This is a genomic window from Sphingomonas cavernae, assembly GCF_003590775.1.
In the GTDB taxonomy this organism is placed as follows: Bacteria; Pseudomonadota; Alphaproteobacteria; order Sphingomonadales; family Sphingomonadaceae; genus Sphingobium_A; species Sphingobium_A cavernae.
Genome location: NZ_QYUM01000003.1, coordinates 2501 through 16834, shown reverse-complemented (window position 1 = coordinate 16834; position 14334 = coordinate 2501). Strand labels below are relative to the sequence as shown.

The window sequence follows — 14334 nt, the reverse complement described above, 5'->3', positions numbered from 1 at the left end:
GCGCGGCGCCGGAAAGGGGCGCGATGCGGGTTCGGGGCGCTGGACTGTGGATCATCCTGTCGCTTTGCGGCTGTGGCGGCGACGGCTCGTCGGACCCGCCGATCCGGCAGAACCGCCCGCCGGCCTTTACCTCGGCGACCAGCGCCTCCGTGCCCGAAGGCGGCACGGGAACGATATATAGCGCGAGCGCAACCGACCCCGACAATGATCCGCTGAGTTTCAGCATTTCGGGCGGGGTGGATGCCGGGCAGTTCCAGATCACGCCCGCGGGTGCGCTGTCCTTTCGCACCGCGCCCGATTTCGAGGCGCCCGTCGATGCCGACCGCAACAATGTCTATCAGGTCCAGCTCGCGGTTTCGGACGGCGCGGCAAGCGTCATGCTCGCGCTCTCGGTCACCGTCACCGACGCCACGACCGGCGCGTTCCGCGTGCGTCGCGTCGCGCTCGGCTTCAGCCAGCCGCTTTATGCAGTCGGTGTACCGGGCGGGCGCGACCGACTGTTCATCGTCGAGCGGACGGGGCAGATCCGCATAATGACCCCGTCGACCGGCGCGATCGCAGGCGCGCCTTTTCTCGACGTGGGCGGTCAGATCTCAACCGATGGCGAACGCGGACTGCTCGGCCTCGCGCTCGCGCCGAACTTCCAGCAGAGCGGCACCGCCTATGTATATCTGACTAACCCGGCGGGCACGATCGAGATCAGGCGCTATCGCACCATCACGGGCAATTCCGACCGGCTCGACCCGACAAGTGCCGACATCATCCTCAGCATCCCGCACCCGACCTTCAGCAACCATAATGGCGGCTGGATCGACTTCGGCCCTGACGGTTTCCTCTATGTCGCAACCGGCGATGGCGGTGGCGCCAATGATCCGGGCGCCAACAGCCAGAACCGCGCGAGCTTGCTCGGCAAGATGCTCCGCATAGACGTCAATCGCGACGATTTTCCGAGCGATGACGCGCGCGACTATGCGATCCCCGCGGGCAATCCCTTTGCGAGCGAGATCTGGGCCTATGGCCTGCGCAATCCCTTCCGCAACAGCTTCGACCGCGTGACGGGCAATTTGTGGATCGGCGACGTCGGACAAGGCGCGATCGAGGAAATCGACCTGATGCGCGCCTCCGACGCGGGCGCCAATTTCGGCTGGCCGTTGTTCGAAGGAACGATGGCCCTCGCAGGCCAGCCCGGAACCGGCCTCACTTTCCCCGTCACCGAATACAGCCACGGCACCGGCGCGCGACAGGGCAATTCAGTGACGGGCGGCTATGTCTATCGCGGCCCCGTCGAGGCGTTGCAGGGTCTCTACATCTTCGGCGATTTCATCCGCGGCGCGATGTGGTCGGTGCCGATCAGCCAGCTCACTCCGGGGACCACGCGCCCCAGCAGCAGCTTCACCGTCCGCACGCAGGATTTCGCACCGCAAACGGGCAGCATCAACAATATCGCGAGCTTCGGACAGGATCAGAACGGCAATCTCTACATCGTCGATTTCGACGGCGAGATCTTCGTGATCGAACCGGTGCCCTGAGCGCGCAGATCGCCCTTGTGTTCTCACTTTTCCCTTGAATCGTGAAACAAATGTGCGGTGTCGAGAAGCAATATTACACCAAGCCAATATCGACGCTGTCAAAGAGCCGGCTGAGTCCGCGTGGCAACATCGCAGCTCGGCTCTTTGTAGGACAGCCCTTCAACCATAATCAGGATCGTCCATCCACGGCGCGAAGTGGGGCGTGTCCGTCGAGACCTTGTCGGGATAGCTGGCGGCGCGCTTTTCGAGGAAGGAGGAAACGCCCTCCTTTGCATCGGCGCTCGCGCCGCGCGACCAGATGGCGCGGCTGTCGAGGCGGTGCGCCTCCATCGGGTGGCCGGCGCCAAGCATTCGCCACATCATCTGGCGCGTGAGTGCGATCGAAACGGGCGCGCTCTCGGCAGTGAGCTCTTGCGCGAACGCGCGCGCGGCGGGGAGCAGGTCTTCGGGTGCATGGAGCGAGCGGACGAGACCACCGGAAAGCGCTTCTTCGGCATTGAAAACACGGCCCGAATAGCACCATTCGAGCGCCTGCCCGATCCCCACCAGCCGCGGCAGGAACCAGCTCGACGCCGTCTCCGGGACGATCCCGCGCCGCGCAAAGACGAAGCCGAAGCGCGCAGCGTCGCTGGCCAGACGAAAGTCCATCGGCAAGGTCATGGTGACGCCGATGCCGACCGCGGGCCCGTTGATCGCGCCGATCACGGGCTTGCGGCAATTGAAAATGCGCAGGCTGAGCATGCCGCCGCCGTCGCGCACGCCGGGATGGCTGTAATCGACGCTGCCGTCCTCTCGGATCGGCGAGCCGACATCGTTCCAGCCTTCGCCGCTCGCATAGTCGAAGGTCGCGCCGCCCGCGCCCAGATCGGCGCCCGCGCAGAAGGCGCGGCCAGCGCCCGTCACGATCACCGCGCGGACGGCGTCATCAGCGTCGGCAAGGTCGAAGGCGGCGATCATTTCGCGCATCATCCCGACCGTGAAGGCGTTGAGCCGATCCGGGCGGCTCAGCGTCAGCGTGAAAATGCCGTCGCTGACATCAGTTGTGATCGCGTTGAAATCGGGCATTGATACTCCCTCGATCCGGCGAAAAAGCTTCCCGTCGCCCCAGCGCAGGCTGGGGCCCAAGCCATGTTCGTGCAGAACGATGCACTCTGACGCAAGTCTTCGATATCGCTTGGGCCCCAGCCTGCGCTGGGGCGACACCGTATTTATACCTGAGATGCCGACACCAGCGCTGCAATTGCATCTTCCACCTCGCCAAGCCGGTCCTTGCCGAACCACAGCTCGTCACCCACGATGAATGCGGGGAGCCCGAAGACGCCGTGATCGAGCGCTGTCTGGGTATTGGCCATCAGCGCGTCCTTGGTGCCCTGCATCTGCGCGCGATCCGCGATGCGGTCGACGGGAAGGCCAGCTTCGGCAAAGGCCGCGCCGAAGGTTCGGGGGTCGTCCATCTTCCTCGGATCCTCCCACATATAGTGCCACGCCGCGGCGACATAGCGATCGAACAGACCTTCGGCCTCGGCGGCGACTGCCCCGCGCATCAGCATCAGCGTATTGACCGGGAAATGCGGGTTCATGCGGAACTCGACCAGCCGGTGCTTCGTCACGAAACGCTCGATCTCGCGGTGTTCATAGGCAAGCTTGGCAGGTATGTCGGCAAAGGCGGTCATCGGCGACTGGTTACCCGTCGCCTTGAAGATGCCGCCCAGAAGCGCGGGCACCTGTCGGAAGCGGACGCCCGTGCGCGTTTCGATCGCGGGCAGCTCGCGCCATGCGAGATAGGCGTTGGGACTGCCGAAATCGAAATAGAAGATGGGATCGGTCATCGCGGCATCCTTTCACCAGGTCTCGCCAAAGGGGCGCAGATCGAGCTCGTGCGTCCAGGCGTCGCGCGACTGACGATGGAGCTGCCAATAGGTCTCCGCGATCGAGGCGGGGTCCATCAGCTTTTCCTTGGGCACCTCGCCCCCCGTCGTCTCCGCGATCCGCTCGCGCACCCAGGCGGTGTCCACAGGCGAGTCGATGATGAGATGCGCGACATGCACGTTCTTCGGCCCGAGTTCGCGCGCCATCGATTGCGCAACGGCGCGCAGCCCGAACTTGGAGGCGGAGAATGCGGCATAACCCGAACCTCCCCTGAGCGACGCAGTGGCGCCGGTGAAGAACATCGAACCGCCTCCATTGGCGAGCAGATGCCGCGCCGCTTCGCGCCCGGTGAGGAAACCCGCATAGCACGCCATTTCCCAGACCTTGCGAAACACGCGCTCGGTGGTGTCGAGGATCGGGAAATGGACGTTGGCGCCGATGTTGAAGACGCATAGTTCGAGCGGCGCAGCGGCATTGGCCCGATCGAGAAATTCCGTCACGTCCTCTTCCTTGCGCGCATCGATGCTGTGCGCAGTCGCGTACCCGCCCGCACCGGCGATCTCGGCGACGAGCGCTTCGAGTTTGCTGCCGTCGCGGCGCGCGAGGTGAAGCTGATAGCCCTCGGCCGCGAAGCGCCGCGCGATCGCACTGCCGATAAAATCGCCCGCACCGACGATCGCGACACTCGCATTGCGTTCAGCCATGATCCTCTCCACCGTGAATTGACTCGTGCGCACGTGTCACCGAGAAAGCCCCGCATGAGCGACGCGGTCAAGCTGGATGAGAGTTGGAAGACGCCTTTGTCAGGCGAATTCGCGAGCCCCTATATGGCAGAGCTCAGACAATTCCTGATCGACGAGAAGGCGCGCGGCAAACGCATCTTCCCAAAGGGTAGCGAATATTTCCGCGCGCTCGACCTGGCCCCACTCGAGCAGGTCAAGGTCGTGATCCTGGGCCAGGACCCCTATCATGGCGAGGGTCAGGCGCACGGCCTGTGCTTCAGCGTGCGTCCCGGCGTCCGGCCGCCGCCCTCGCTGGTCAACATCTACAAGGAGCTCGAGGCCGATCTGGCGATCGCGCGGCCCGGCCACGGCTTTCTCGAACATTGGGCGCAGCAAGGTGTATTGCTGCTCAACAGCGTGCTGACCGTCGAGATGGCGCAGGCCGCGTCGCATCAGGGCAAGGGCTGGGAGCGCTTCACCGATGCCGTGGTACGACTGATCAACGAGCGCACGGATCCCGTGGTCTTCATGCTTTGGGGCGCCTATGCGCAGCGCAAGGCGGCGTTCGTCGACACCTCGCGCCATCTGGTGCTCAAGGCAGCCCACCCTTCGCCGCTGTCGGCGCACAATGGCTTTCTCGGGTGCCGGCATTTCTCGAAAGCCAATGCCTTTCTTGAAACGCATGGCAGGGGCGCGGTGGACTGGACGCTACCCGCCGCATCTGCCGTTTAATCCGGAACGCTTGCGGAATATCAATGCGTCGCGGCCGGCTATGCAGTCGAAGGGGACGCCTCCGCGCGAGCCCATCGGTCTTCGAACGTGAGCGCTTCCAGAATCGAGCGAGGATGATGCCATGCCCGCGGTGTTTGGACTTTCGTCTCCCAGCTTCATCATCGAGCACGGCGGCAAATATTATCTGACGCTGAGCGTGCTCGAATATGACCCGGCCGCGGCCAGCGACGATACCCTTGGTGCCGGTGTCCGCGCGATTGCAGCGGCCTTCAATGGAGCGACGCCAAAACTCAGCGCCGTCAAAGTCTCCACATCACTGACGAGCGCGGCGCAAACGCGGCCACGCAACGTCAATATGATCAGTATGGCGCAGACGAATCCCATCGCGCCTGACGATTGACGATGGCGCGCGCAACCGCGGCGCCGGGACCGCGAGAACGCCGCGCCAGCACGTCGGTTCTCGAGCGCGCCCGTCGCACCGCGGCGTTGTGCGGTGTGACCCGGCTGGCCGACATCACACGCCTCGATCGAATCGGGCTTCCCGTTTGGCAGGCCGTGCGCCCTGCCGGTCGCGCACTCAGCATCCATCAGGGCAAGGGAGTCACGCCGATCGCCGCGAAGATCGGCGCGCTGTGCGAGGCGATCGAAAGCCATTATGCCGAGCAAATCGCTGCGGATGGTCCCTTCTGCGCGGTCGATGCTCTTCCAGACGCTGGTCTGGCGCCGAAGCTCGCCGACCTCGCACGCAATCGCGATCATCCGCCCGCAACAGATGCCCCCATCCAATGGTGCCGCGCGCACGATCTGGCCACCGGCGCGCAGACCTTCTTGCCATTTGAGTTCGTTTCGCTCGACTTCACACGCAACTGGCAATCGCGTTTCGACCGGTCCAGCGGAGGCCTGGGTGCGGGCACAACGGATGCACAAGCGCTCAGAAAGGCCATTCTCGAACTGATAGAAAATGATGCGGTTGGCCGCTGGGAACGCGCGGACCTGCTCTCTCGCATGACGTGCCTGCTCAATCCCGACAGCATCGCACCGCGCTGGTTTCCCGTATGGCTCGCGCGTCTGGAGGCGCTCGACATGCAGGTCCGGATTTGCGCGCTGCCTTCAGTGACGGGCCACCCCGTCTGTCACTGCACGTTGCTGTGTCGCGATCGCGCCGCGGGCGTCGCTATCTTCACCGGCGCAGCGTGCCATGGCGTCGCCGAGGTCGCGCTCTTCAGCGCATTGGCCGAGGCGATTCAATCGCGTCTCACCTTCATCGCGGGCGCCCGCGACGACATGCTGCCGTCGCTCTATGCGCCTCGCGACGAAAGCGTCGCGTGCCTCGGGCCGGTTCCGCCGCCGCCGCCCGGCTTTCCGCTGATCGCATGGGTGTCGATCACTGACCGACCTGACACGCTGCCCGATCTGGTTGCCGATCTGAAACGTGCGGGCTTCGGACACATCTGGGGCAAGTTGCTTTCGTCGCCAGAGGCAGAAATCCGCGTCGCGAAGGCTTTCGTCGCCGGTCTCGGATCGCTGCGTCGCGCGGAAACGGGTGCGACACCACAATGCGTATAATCGCCTTTGCGGGTCCTTCCCTGAATGCCGCCGAGCGCGCGCGCCTGCCGCATGTCGAATGGAGGCCGCCGGCCGAAGCGGGCGATCTGCTTCGGCTGGCCACCGCGCCTCCCGGTGCGATATGCCTGATCGACGGCTATTTCGACCAGCGCCCCGCGGTGCGGCACAAGGAGATATTGCTGCTGCTTTCGCTGGGGGTGCGGATCTATGGCGCCAGCAGCATCGGCGCTCTGCGCGCCGCCGAGATGGATCGCCACGGCATGATCGGGGTTGGCGCAATCTACGCCGCCTATCGTGACGGGACGATCGATGGCGATGACGAAGTGGCGCTGCTCCATGCCCCGGCCGAGTTCGACTGGAAGCCGCTTTCGCTGCCGCTGGTCGATGTCCGAGCGACGCTCGAGGCCGCGCGGCGCGCGGAAATCGTTACCGAAGAACAACAGATTCGGCTGGCTGGCGCTGCCGCGACGATCTTCTATCAGGATCGCGACTGGGCGGGGATATTGGCGGCGGCGGGCTGGCGGCAACGCGAGATTGGCCCACTGCTCCGGTGGCTGACCGGCAACCATGTCGCGCAAAAGACGCTGGACGCGCACGCCTGCATTGCCGAGGCGCTGGCGAACCGTCCACAGGTCGCTGTGTACCCCGAAGCCGTCATGCCGGGTTTTGTAGCGGCGCTGGCGCAGGATTGCGGGCTGGCGGCGATGGCGGTGCCACCATCGCTTCGCGAAATACCGCCAGAATCGCATCACGCTGCGCCAGATCCTGGAAGGGATGCTGGAACATGAGCCACGCGGTCAGACGCACATCATCCAGCGGCTCAGCCGCAACCCAGCGATCCGAGACGTGCTGGAGCCATAGCGCGGCACGGCTCGCCGCGTCATCGGCGCCGAGGGCATGCGCCGCGACCAGCGCATAGAATTCGCTTGATATCGTCCGGCGCGTCACCCGCGCAAGGCTGCTCGCCGCGGCCTCATAGTCTTGCCGGAGGAGGTAGAGCAGGCCTTCCTCCTCATGCGGCGCTTCGGTGACGAAGGGCGCGAGCTTCTTGCACCGTTCGAGCAACCCGGCCGCCGCGTCGAGATCGGCAACGAACATCAGCGCGGTCGCCACCTGGACGAGCCGGTCCGCATTATAGGGATTGAGCCGCAGCGCCTCGTCCAGATGCGCACGCGCGAGCCCGAGCCTGCCAGCCCAGAGATGGCACCAGCCATTGACCGTATGGATGTGCGAGTCACCCGGGTCGAGCGCGAGCGCGCGCTCCGCGAGCCTCTGCGCGCGCGCACGTTCTTCCGATCCCGTCGAGCCAAGCCCGGTATAGCAATAGTCGGTGTTGTACAGGCGGATCAGCGGTGGATAGGCGAGGCCGAAATCGGGATGGCTGGCGATCAGCGCCTCCCATGCCTCGACCATCGCGCGGGCGTCGGCATAGCCCTCGACGTGGCGCATGCGCAGGCGGTTGTGGAAATACATGTCGTAAACATCGGTGGGGTGGCGCGGCAGGTGGCGCAGCACATCGTCGCGCATGCTGGGCAACGCGGCGGCGGCAATGCGATGGAGAAGGTCCTCGACATTCAGCGTCGCACTGTCGAGCGCAAGCCGCGCGGTGTCCGCCCAGACGACCGCCTGACTGGAGAGACGCGAAAGGCGTGCATAAATCTTCACCGCGCCGGGCTCGTCGATCAGCGTGAGGACGAGCTGGTAGTCGCGATCGCCCGTGCCCGCCATCGTGCCCGCGCCATCGTCGGCATTCTGCGCCGAGACCAACCGGACATCGCGGAATCGCGAGAGGCTGAACAATATCTCTTCGCGCAGAATCGACGCCAGATGGGGATGACGTTGCGCGATACCCGAATCGTCGAAGGCCGGAACATAAAGCAGCGGCGGCTCGCCCGCATGCCCCGGCGCACTGGCTGGCCTGACGGGCGGGCTCGCCGCGAATGCCATGGCGGGCGAGCGGACCGGCGGCGGTTCCGCGCGAAGCTGCACGGGCGCGACGAAGCGATAGCCGCGGCCATAGACCGTTTCGATGTAGCGCGGCGCATCCCGGGCCTCGCCGAGCGCGTGGCGCAGCTCCTTGACCACCGAGGTCAGCGCCGATTCCGAGACGATCGTACCGTCCCAGACGGTTTCGAAGAGCAGCTCCTTGGTGAGCAGGCGCCCCGGGTGCTCGAGCAACATGACGAGCACGCGAAAAGCCTTGTTGCCGATCCGGACCGCGCCGTGCGGCCCCCACAGCCGCTCGTCGGTGCGATCAACGCTGAACTCGCCGAACTCGAAAACGGATTCGCGCTCCATCGGCCGCCCCTTCAGGCGCGCGCGGACGCCCACGCGGGCGCCGCTCTGGTCTTTCGACGCACCATCGCACGCTTATAGCACGCCCGGCGGCCATTGCTGAACCGCAGAATTCCGCGGCAGATTCTGTGAAAATTCTGGAAAGACTCCACCCCATGGTTTTTCCAGCCCCTGCTCAGGATGCTGGCGGGCCGATGTCCTACTCCTCCTCTCAAGCGACGGCCCCCGCCAACGCTTACAAGCATCGGAGACCAGACATGACCACGAACAGCCCTTTCAAGACCACCGTGCTTTCAGTCACCGTCGGAATGCTCGCCGTGTTGGCGGCGCCCTCGGCCTCGGCACAGGAGATCAAGTTCGCCTATCGCCAGTATGAGCTGCAGACGCCAGACGGGACGCGCAACGTCTACAACCGCATGGTCAAGCAGGTCCGCAGTGCCTGTAACCAGTGGGGCGTGACGTCGATCGACCGCAGCATGACGCGCCGGGAGTGCGTCAAGGATCTCTCGGATCAACTGGTCAGCAAGATCAACGATTCACGGCTCGCAGCCCTGCACGACAACCGCGACGATACACGTATTGCCAGCCGTTAGTGACCCCGGCTTCGGCAAATCTGGGAGCGCGACCACCCGTCGCGCTCCCTTTTTTCTGCTTATGCTTTCGAAAATGCGGAGATGTGCGCCTCGATTACCTGTTCGAGCACGGTCAGCGGAACTCCGCCCGCCTTCACCACCGCGTCATTGAAACGCTTCACGTCATAGCGCGCACCGAGCGCGCCCTTTGCCTTTTCGCGCAGCCGGTTGATCTCGATATGCCCCGCCTTGTAGCCGCACGCCTGCCCCGGCCACGCGCAATAGCGGTCGACCTCGCTGCTCACCTCCTCCACCGTCGAGCCATTGGTCGAGGCGAACCACTGTATCGCATGATCGCGTGTCCAGCGTTTCGCATGAAGCCCGGTGTCGACGACAAGGCGGCACGCGCGAAACGCCATCGACTGGAGATAACCAAGCCGTCCCAGCGGATCGCCCTCATAGACGCCGAGTTCGTCGGCGATCTGCTCGGCATAGAGCGCCCAGCCTTCGGAATAGGCATTGAAGGCGAGGAGCGACCGCACCAGCGGCAGCTTGTAGCTATACTCGCCCTGCCAGATGTGCCCGGGAATGCCCTCGTGATAGGTCAGCGTCGGCAGCGCATAGCGCGGCCAGATCGAGGTATCGCGCAGGTTGATGTAGTAGTTTCCCGGCACCGAGCCGTCGATCGTCCCCGCCGCCGCATAGCCGCCCGGCGCGCCCGCCTCGATCTCGGGAGGGACGCGCTTGACGATCAGCCTGCCCGGCACGAGCGTTGCGAAGGCGCGCGGCAGCCTTTCGCGGATGTCTGCGACACGGCCGTTGATATAATCGAGGATCTGCGCGCGGCCGGCATCGGTGTTGGGATAGAGATAGCGCGGATCCTTGCCGAGCGCGGTCATCCGCTCGCCAACCGTGCCACGCGTCAGCCCCTCGGCGCGCAGCAGCACCTCCATCTGAGCGTGGAGTTCGGCGAGCTGCGCCTGACCGAGCCGGTGCACCTCGTCGGGCGAAAGCCGCGACGTGGTGGCGGCGCGCAACGCCCAGCCATAATAGGATTCGCCCTCGGGCAGCTTCCAGACGCCCGCGTCGGCGGTGGCGCGTGCGCGGTGGCGTTCGAGTTCCGCAATCTGGCGATCGAGCGCGGGCGCGACCTTGTCGGTCGCAAGCCGTGCGGCGCGGCTGGCATAGTCCTTTCCGAAATCCTTGGTCCGCCGCGCGAGCGAGGCGACCAAGGTCCATTCGGCAACGGGTTGGGCGCGCGAAGCCTTCATCTGCGCGATCGTCTTGTCGAGCAGGAATGCGGGCGCGATCACGCCCTTCGCGCCATCATGCTTCAACCGCGCGGTTTCGCCGTCGAGCGCATGCGCATAGGCCTCGAGCCGCGCGAGATAGGCATCGGCATCGGCTGCATCGGCGATCGCATGGTTGCTGTCGAGAAAGTCGGGCACCTCGACAAACGCGCCCGTGTTCTGCGCTACGACATAGGGCGCGTTGCGATAGGACCATTGCTGGCTCAGCGTGACGACGTCGCCAAAGCCGAAACCAAAGCCCTCCACCGCCAGTTCGTGCGCCGCGGTGACGACCGCGACATCGTTGCGCACGGCGGGGCTGAGCTGACCGGTGTCAACCGCGCGCAACTGCGCGAGCCGCTTCGTCGCAATTGCGGCAAGGCTTCGCATCCCGTCGGGCGAGCGGTCGGTCAGCCGCGACTTGAGCGCGCGCCGAGCGTCCTTGTCGAGCCCGAGCGCGCCGGCATTTTCGGGATATTCGGCAAGCAAGGCTTCGGCGATGCCCGAGAGCAAGCGCTCCGCCGCTGCGTCGGGCGCAGTCTGCGGTGCTGCAGCGCGCGCCGTCGCGGGCAGGAACTGCAGCGCGGCGAGCGTGCCGGCTGCTTCAAGGAATTGGCGGCGATCGAATTGCGCCATGTGCTGAGGCCCCTTTCGCGGAATACAGCGTCAGGGCCTTGGCTTGCACGGCGGTGCGCGTTTCGCAACGCCGGTGTTTCGACCGCAGCGCGTGCAGGCAATAAAAAAGCCCCTTGGCTTGTTGCCGAGGGGCTGTGTTGTGGCAGGTTGAGACCTGGTTGCGGGAGCAGGATTTGAACCTGCGACCTTCAGGTTATGAGCCTGACGAGCTACCGGGCTGCTCCATCCCGCGACAGGAAGGTCTCAGCGCTGAGGCGTTTTAACATTATGAATGGGTTCTTGTGTAAGGACATTTCCGCTTATGCGCCGGCTTCAAAGCCTGGCGACGACCTACTCTTCCAGTGCTTAAGCAATAGTACCATCGGCGCAGTCTGGTTTCACGGCCGAGTTCGGGATGGGATCGGGTGGGTCACAGACGCTATGGTCACCAAGCTATGGAGCCGGCGCATGAGCGGAGGTTTGTTCTTAAAAATCGATACCGTGCACATTGAAGTGTTCGAGACCAAATTATTGGGCTGCTTTAATTATCCAACCGCAACGGCAACCAGAGTTGTCATTGATGGTGGGACTATCAAGCGTGAATAGAGCAATTAGTACTGGTTAGCTCCACGCATTACTGCGCTTCCACATCCAGTCTATCAACGTCGTGGTCTCCGACGGCTCTATGAAATCTTATCTTGAGGGAGGCTTCCCGCTTAGATGCTTTCAGCGGTTATCCCGTCCATACATAGCTACCCTGCTGCACCGTTGGCACGATGACAGGTCCACCAGAGGTATGTTCAACCCGGTCCTCTCGTACTAGGGTCAACTCCTCTCAAATTTCGACGCCCACGGCAGATAGGGACCAAACTGTCTCGCGACGTTCTGAACCCAGCTCACGTACCACTTTAATTGGCGAACAGCCAAACCCTTGGGACCTGCTCCAGCCCCAGGATGTGATGAGCCGACATCGAGGTGCCAAACAACCCCGTCGATATGAGCTCTTGGGGGTTATCAGCCTGTTATCCCCGGCGTACCTTTTATCCGTTGAGCGATGGCCCTTCCACGAGGGACCACCGGATCACTATGACCGACTTTCGTCTCTGCTCGACTCGTCAGTCTCGCAGTCAGGCTGGCTTATGCCATTGCACTCTAACAGACGGTTTCCAACCGTCCTGAGCCAACCATCGCGCGCCTCCGTTACTCTTTAGGAGGCGACCGCCCCAGTCAAACTACCCGCCACAGAGGGTCCCCGCACCGGATAACGGTGCTGGGTTAGACATCAGAAAACAACAGGGTGGTATTTCACCTATGGCTCCACCAGGGCTGGCGCCCCGGCTTCAAAGCCTCCCACCTATGCTACACAATTCTTTCCTAATGCCACTCTGAAGCTGCAGTAAAGGTGCACGGGGTCTTTCCGTCTAACCGCGGGTACTCCGCATCTTCACGGAGAATTCAATTTCGCTGAGCATGTACTGGAGACAGTGGGGAAGTCGTTACGCCATTCGTGCAGGTCGGAACTTACCCGACAAGGAATTTCGCTACCTTAGGACCGTTATAGTTACGGCCGCCGTTTACCTGGGCTTCATTTCGGAGCTTGCACCCCTCCACTTAACCTTCAGGCACCGGGCAGGCGTCAGGCCCTATACGTCGTCTTGAAGCCGACTTAGCAGAGCCCTGTGTTTTTGCTAAACAGTCGCTACCCCCTGGCCTGTGCCCCCCACAAAAAGTTGCCTTGATGTGGGGCCTCCTTCTTCCGAAGGTACGGAGGCAATTTGCCGAGTTCCTTCAGTACACTTCTCTCAAGCGCCTTGGTATACTCTACCAGACCACCTGTGTCGGTTTCGGGTACGGTCTATACGGTGGGGCTATTTCCTGGAACCTCTTCGAAGCACGTCCAATCCGTTAAGGACGTACAACATACGAGATCCGTCACACACCACCAGGCCCACGAATATTAACGTGGTTCCCATCGACTACCCCCTTCGGGCTCGTCTTAGGGGCCGGCTCACCCTGCTCAGATTAGCTTTAAGCAGGAACCCTTGGTCTTTCGGCGAGAGGGCATCTCACCCTCTTTATCGCTACTCATGTCTGCATTCGCACTTCCGATACCTCCACCGTCGGTTACCCTTCGGCTTCACAGGCTTACGGAACGCTCCGCTACCGCGTGGATAAATCCACACCCTAAGCTTCGGTGCACGTCTTGAGCCCCGTTACATCTTCGCCGCAGGATCTCTTATCTAGACCAGTGAGCTGTTACGCTTTCTTTAAAGGATGGCTGCTTCTAAGCCAACCTCCTGGTTGTTTTGGAGATCCCACATGCTTTCCCACTTAGACGTGACTTGGGGACCTTAGCTGTAGGTCAGGGCTGTTTCCCTTTTGACGACGGACCTTAGCACCCGCCGTCTGTCTCCTGGACAGTACTCGTTGGTATTCGGAGTTTGGTTAGAGTTGGTAGATCTCGCGACCCCCGCATCCATCCAGTGCTCTACCCCCAACGGTATTCATCCAAGGCTCTACCTCAATAGATTTCGCGGAGAACCAGCTATTTCCCGGCTTGATTGGCCTTTCACCCCTAAACACAACTCATCCGATAATTTTTCAACATTAAACGGTTCGGTCCTCCAGTGGGTGTTACCCCACCTTCAACCTGGTCATGCCTAGATCGCCGGGTTTCGGGTCTAATGCATCAAACTCTGTCGCCCTATTAAGACTCGCTTTCGCTGCGCCTACACCTATCGGCTTAAGCTTGCTTGATACACTAAGTCACAGACCCATTATGCAAGAGGTACGCTGTCACCCCATAAAGAGGCTCCAACTGCTTGTAAGCATTCGGTTTCAGGTACTGTTTCACTCCCCTCATCGGGGTGCTTTTCACCTTTCCCTCACGGTACTAGTTCGCTATCGGTCATGCACGAGTATTTAGGCTTGGAGGGTGGTCCCCCCATGTTCAGACAGGGTTTCACGTGCCCCGCCCTACTCGAATCCTGATGTCCTATTTTCGCATACGGGGCTGTCACCCGCTATGGCGCCACTTTCCAGAGGCTTCTGCTAATTAAACACCAGGCATTGGCCTGGTCCGCGTTCGCTCGCCACTACTAACGGAATCTCGGTTGATGTCTTTTCCTCCGGGTACTGAGATGTT

At 62.7% G+C, this 14334-nt stretch carries 10 protein-coding genes, 1 tRNA gene, 2 rRNA genes and 1 pseudogene (1 of these 14 running past the window's edge); 6 read left to right on the top strand and 8 right to left on the bottom strand.

Annotated elements, in window-relative coordinates; all coding sequences use genetic code 11:
• Nucleotides 1–23 precede the first annotated feature (23 nt).
• Nucleotides 24–1529 (top strand): PQQ-dependent sugar dehydrogenase, encoded by a 1506-nt coding sequence (locus D3876_RS07830; protein ID WP_147417611.1) that lies wholly within the window; start codon nucleotides 24–26, stop codon nucleotides 1527–1529.
• 159 nt (nucleotides 1530–1688) lie between these two features.
• On the opposite strand, the gene D3876_RS07825 is transcribed toward D3876_RS07830, so the two are convergent.
• The 3 genes from D3876_RS07825 to D3876_RS07815 form a co-directional block, all read right to left on the bottom strand.
• Nucleotides 1689–2594, bottom strand: a complete 906-nt coding sequence (locus D3876_RS07825) for a crotonase/enoyl-CoA hydratase family protein (RefSeq protein ID WP_119761186.1) — start codon at nucleotides 2592–2594, stop codon at nucleotides 1689–1691.
• Between the two features lie 143 nt (nucleotides 2595–2737).
• Entirely contained in the window at nucleotides 2738–3358 is a 621-nt protein-coding gene (locus D3876_RS07820; protein ID WP_119761184.1) for a 2-hydroxychromene-2-carboxylate isomerase, read from the bottom strand.
• Nucleotides 3359–3370: 12 nt separating this feature from the next.
• Nucleotides 3371–4102: an SDR family NAD(P)-dependent oxidoreductase gene (locus D3876_RS07815; protein ID WP_119761182.1), complete on the bottom strand. Its 732-nt coding sequence runs from the start codon at nucleotides 4100–4102 to the stop codon at nucleotides 3371–3373.
• A gap of 54 nt (nucleotides 4103–4156) precedes the next feature.
• On the opposite strand from D3876_RS07815, the gene ung reads away from it, so the two are divergent.
• The 4 genes and pseudogenes from ung to D3876_RS20770 form a co-directional block, all read left to right on the top strand.
• The gene (gene ung, locus D3876_RS07810) at nucleotides 4157–4852 is read left to right on the top strand and encodes a uracil-DNA glycosylase (RefSeq protein WP_119761181.1); all 696 of its coding nucleotides are present in this window, start codon (nucleotides 4157–4159) and stop codon (nucleotides 4850–4852) included.
• Nucleotides 4853–4973: 121 nt separating this feature from the next.
• Entirely contained in the window at nucleotides 4974–5252 is a 279-nt protein-coding gene (locus D3876_RS07805; RefSeq protein ID WP_119761179.1) for a hypothetical protein, read from the top strand.
• A 2-nt stretch (nucleotides 5253–5254) separates the two neighbouring features.
• Entirely contained in the window at nucleotides 5255–6418 is a 1164-nt protein-coding gene (locus D3876_RS07800) for a YcaO-like family protein (protein ID WP_119761177.1), read from the top strand.
• Nucleotides 6409–6894: pseudogene (locus D3876_RS20770) on the top strand (TfuA-like protein); the annotation flags it as partial. The gene D3876_RS07800 and the pseudogene D3876_RS20770, both read left to right, overlap by 10 nt.
• Before the next feature lie 178 nt (nucleotides 6895–7072).
• Here the strand turns inward: D3876_RS20770 and D3876_RS07790 are convergent.
• Entirely contained in the window at nucleotides 7073–8716 is a 1644-nt protein-coding gene (locus D3876_RS07790) for a winged helix-turn-helix domain-containing protein (protein ID WP_147417610.1), read from the bottom strand.
• 254 nt (nucleotides 8717–8970) lie between these two features.
• Between D3876_RS07790 and D3876_RS07785 the strand changes: the two genes are divergently transcribed.
• Complete coding sequence (locus D3876_RS07785; protein ID WP_182911927.1) at nucleotides 8971–9306, top strand: UrcA family protein; 336 nt, start codon at nucleotides 8971–8973, stop codon at nucleotides 9304–9306.
• Nucleotides 9307–9365: 59 nt separating this feature from the next.
• Here D3876_RS07785 and D3876_RS07780 read toward each other — a convergent pair whose 3' ends face one another.
• The 4 genes from D3876_RS07780 to D3876_RS07765 all read right to left on the bottom strand — a co-directional run.
• On the bottom strand, nucleotides 9366–11210 hold the full coding sequence (locus tag D3876_RS07780) for a DUF885 domain-containing protein (RefSeq protein WP_119761171.1): 1845 nt from the start codon (nucleotides 11208–11210) through the stop codon (nucleotides 9366–9368).
• A 155-nt stretch (nucleotides 11211–11365) separates the two neighbouring features.
• Nucleotides 11366–11442, bottom strand: a tRNA-Met gene (locus tag D3876_RS07775).
• An 85-nt stretch (nucleotides 11443–11527) separates the two neighbouring features.
• Nucleotides 11528–11642 (bottom strand): 5S ribosomal RNA (gene rrf / locus D3876_RS07770).
• A 138-nt stretch (nucleotides 11643–11780) separates the two neighbouring features.
• Nucleotides 11781–14334: ribosomal RNA gene (locus D3876_RS07765) — 23S ribosomal RNA — on the bottom strand; it runs 241 nt beyond the window's last position.

Bases quoted from the DNA above. Each gene is read 5' to 3' on its own strand.
- D3876_RS07830 (WP_147417611.1), top strand. From the start codon at position 24: ATGCGGGTTCGGGGCGCTGGACTGTGGATCATCCTGTCGCTTTGCGGC.
- D3876_RS07825 (WP_119761186.1), bottom strand. From the start codon at position 2,594: ATGCCCGATTTCAACGCGATCACAACTGATGTCAGCGACGGCATTTTC.
- D3876_RS07820 (WP_119761184.1), bottom strand. From the start codon at position 3,358: ATGACCGATCCCATCTTCTATTTCGATTTCGGCAGTCCCAACGCCTAT.
- D3876_RS07815 (WP_119761182.1), bottom strand. From the start codon at position 4,102: ATGGCTGAACGCAATGCGAGTGTCGCGATCGTCGGTGCGGGCGATTTT.
- ung (WP_119761181.1), top strand. From the start codon at position 4,157: ATGAGCGACGCGGTCAAGCTGGATGAGAGTTGGAAGACGCCTTTGTCA.
- D3876_RS07805 (WP_119761179.1), top strand. From the start codon at position 4,974: ATGCCCGCGGTGTTTGGACTTTCGTCTCCCAGCTTCATCATCGAGCAC.
- D3876_RS07800 (WP_119761177.1), top strand. From the start codon at position 5,255: ATGGCGCGCGCAACCGCGGCGCCGGGACCGCGAGAACGCCGCGCCAGC.
- D3876_RS07790 (WP_147417610.1), bottom strand. From the start codon at position 8,716: ATGGAGCGCGAATCCGTTTTCGAGTTCGGCGAGTTCAGCGTTGATCGC.
- D3876_RS07785 (WP_182911927.1), top strand. From the start codon at position 8,971: ATGACCACGAACAGCCCTTTCAAGACCACCGTGCTTTCAGTCACCGTC.
- D3876_RS07780 (WP_119761171.1), bottom strand. From the start codon at position 11,210: ATGGCGCAATTCGATCGCCGCCAATTCCTTGAAGCAGCCGGCACGCTC.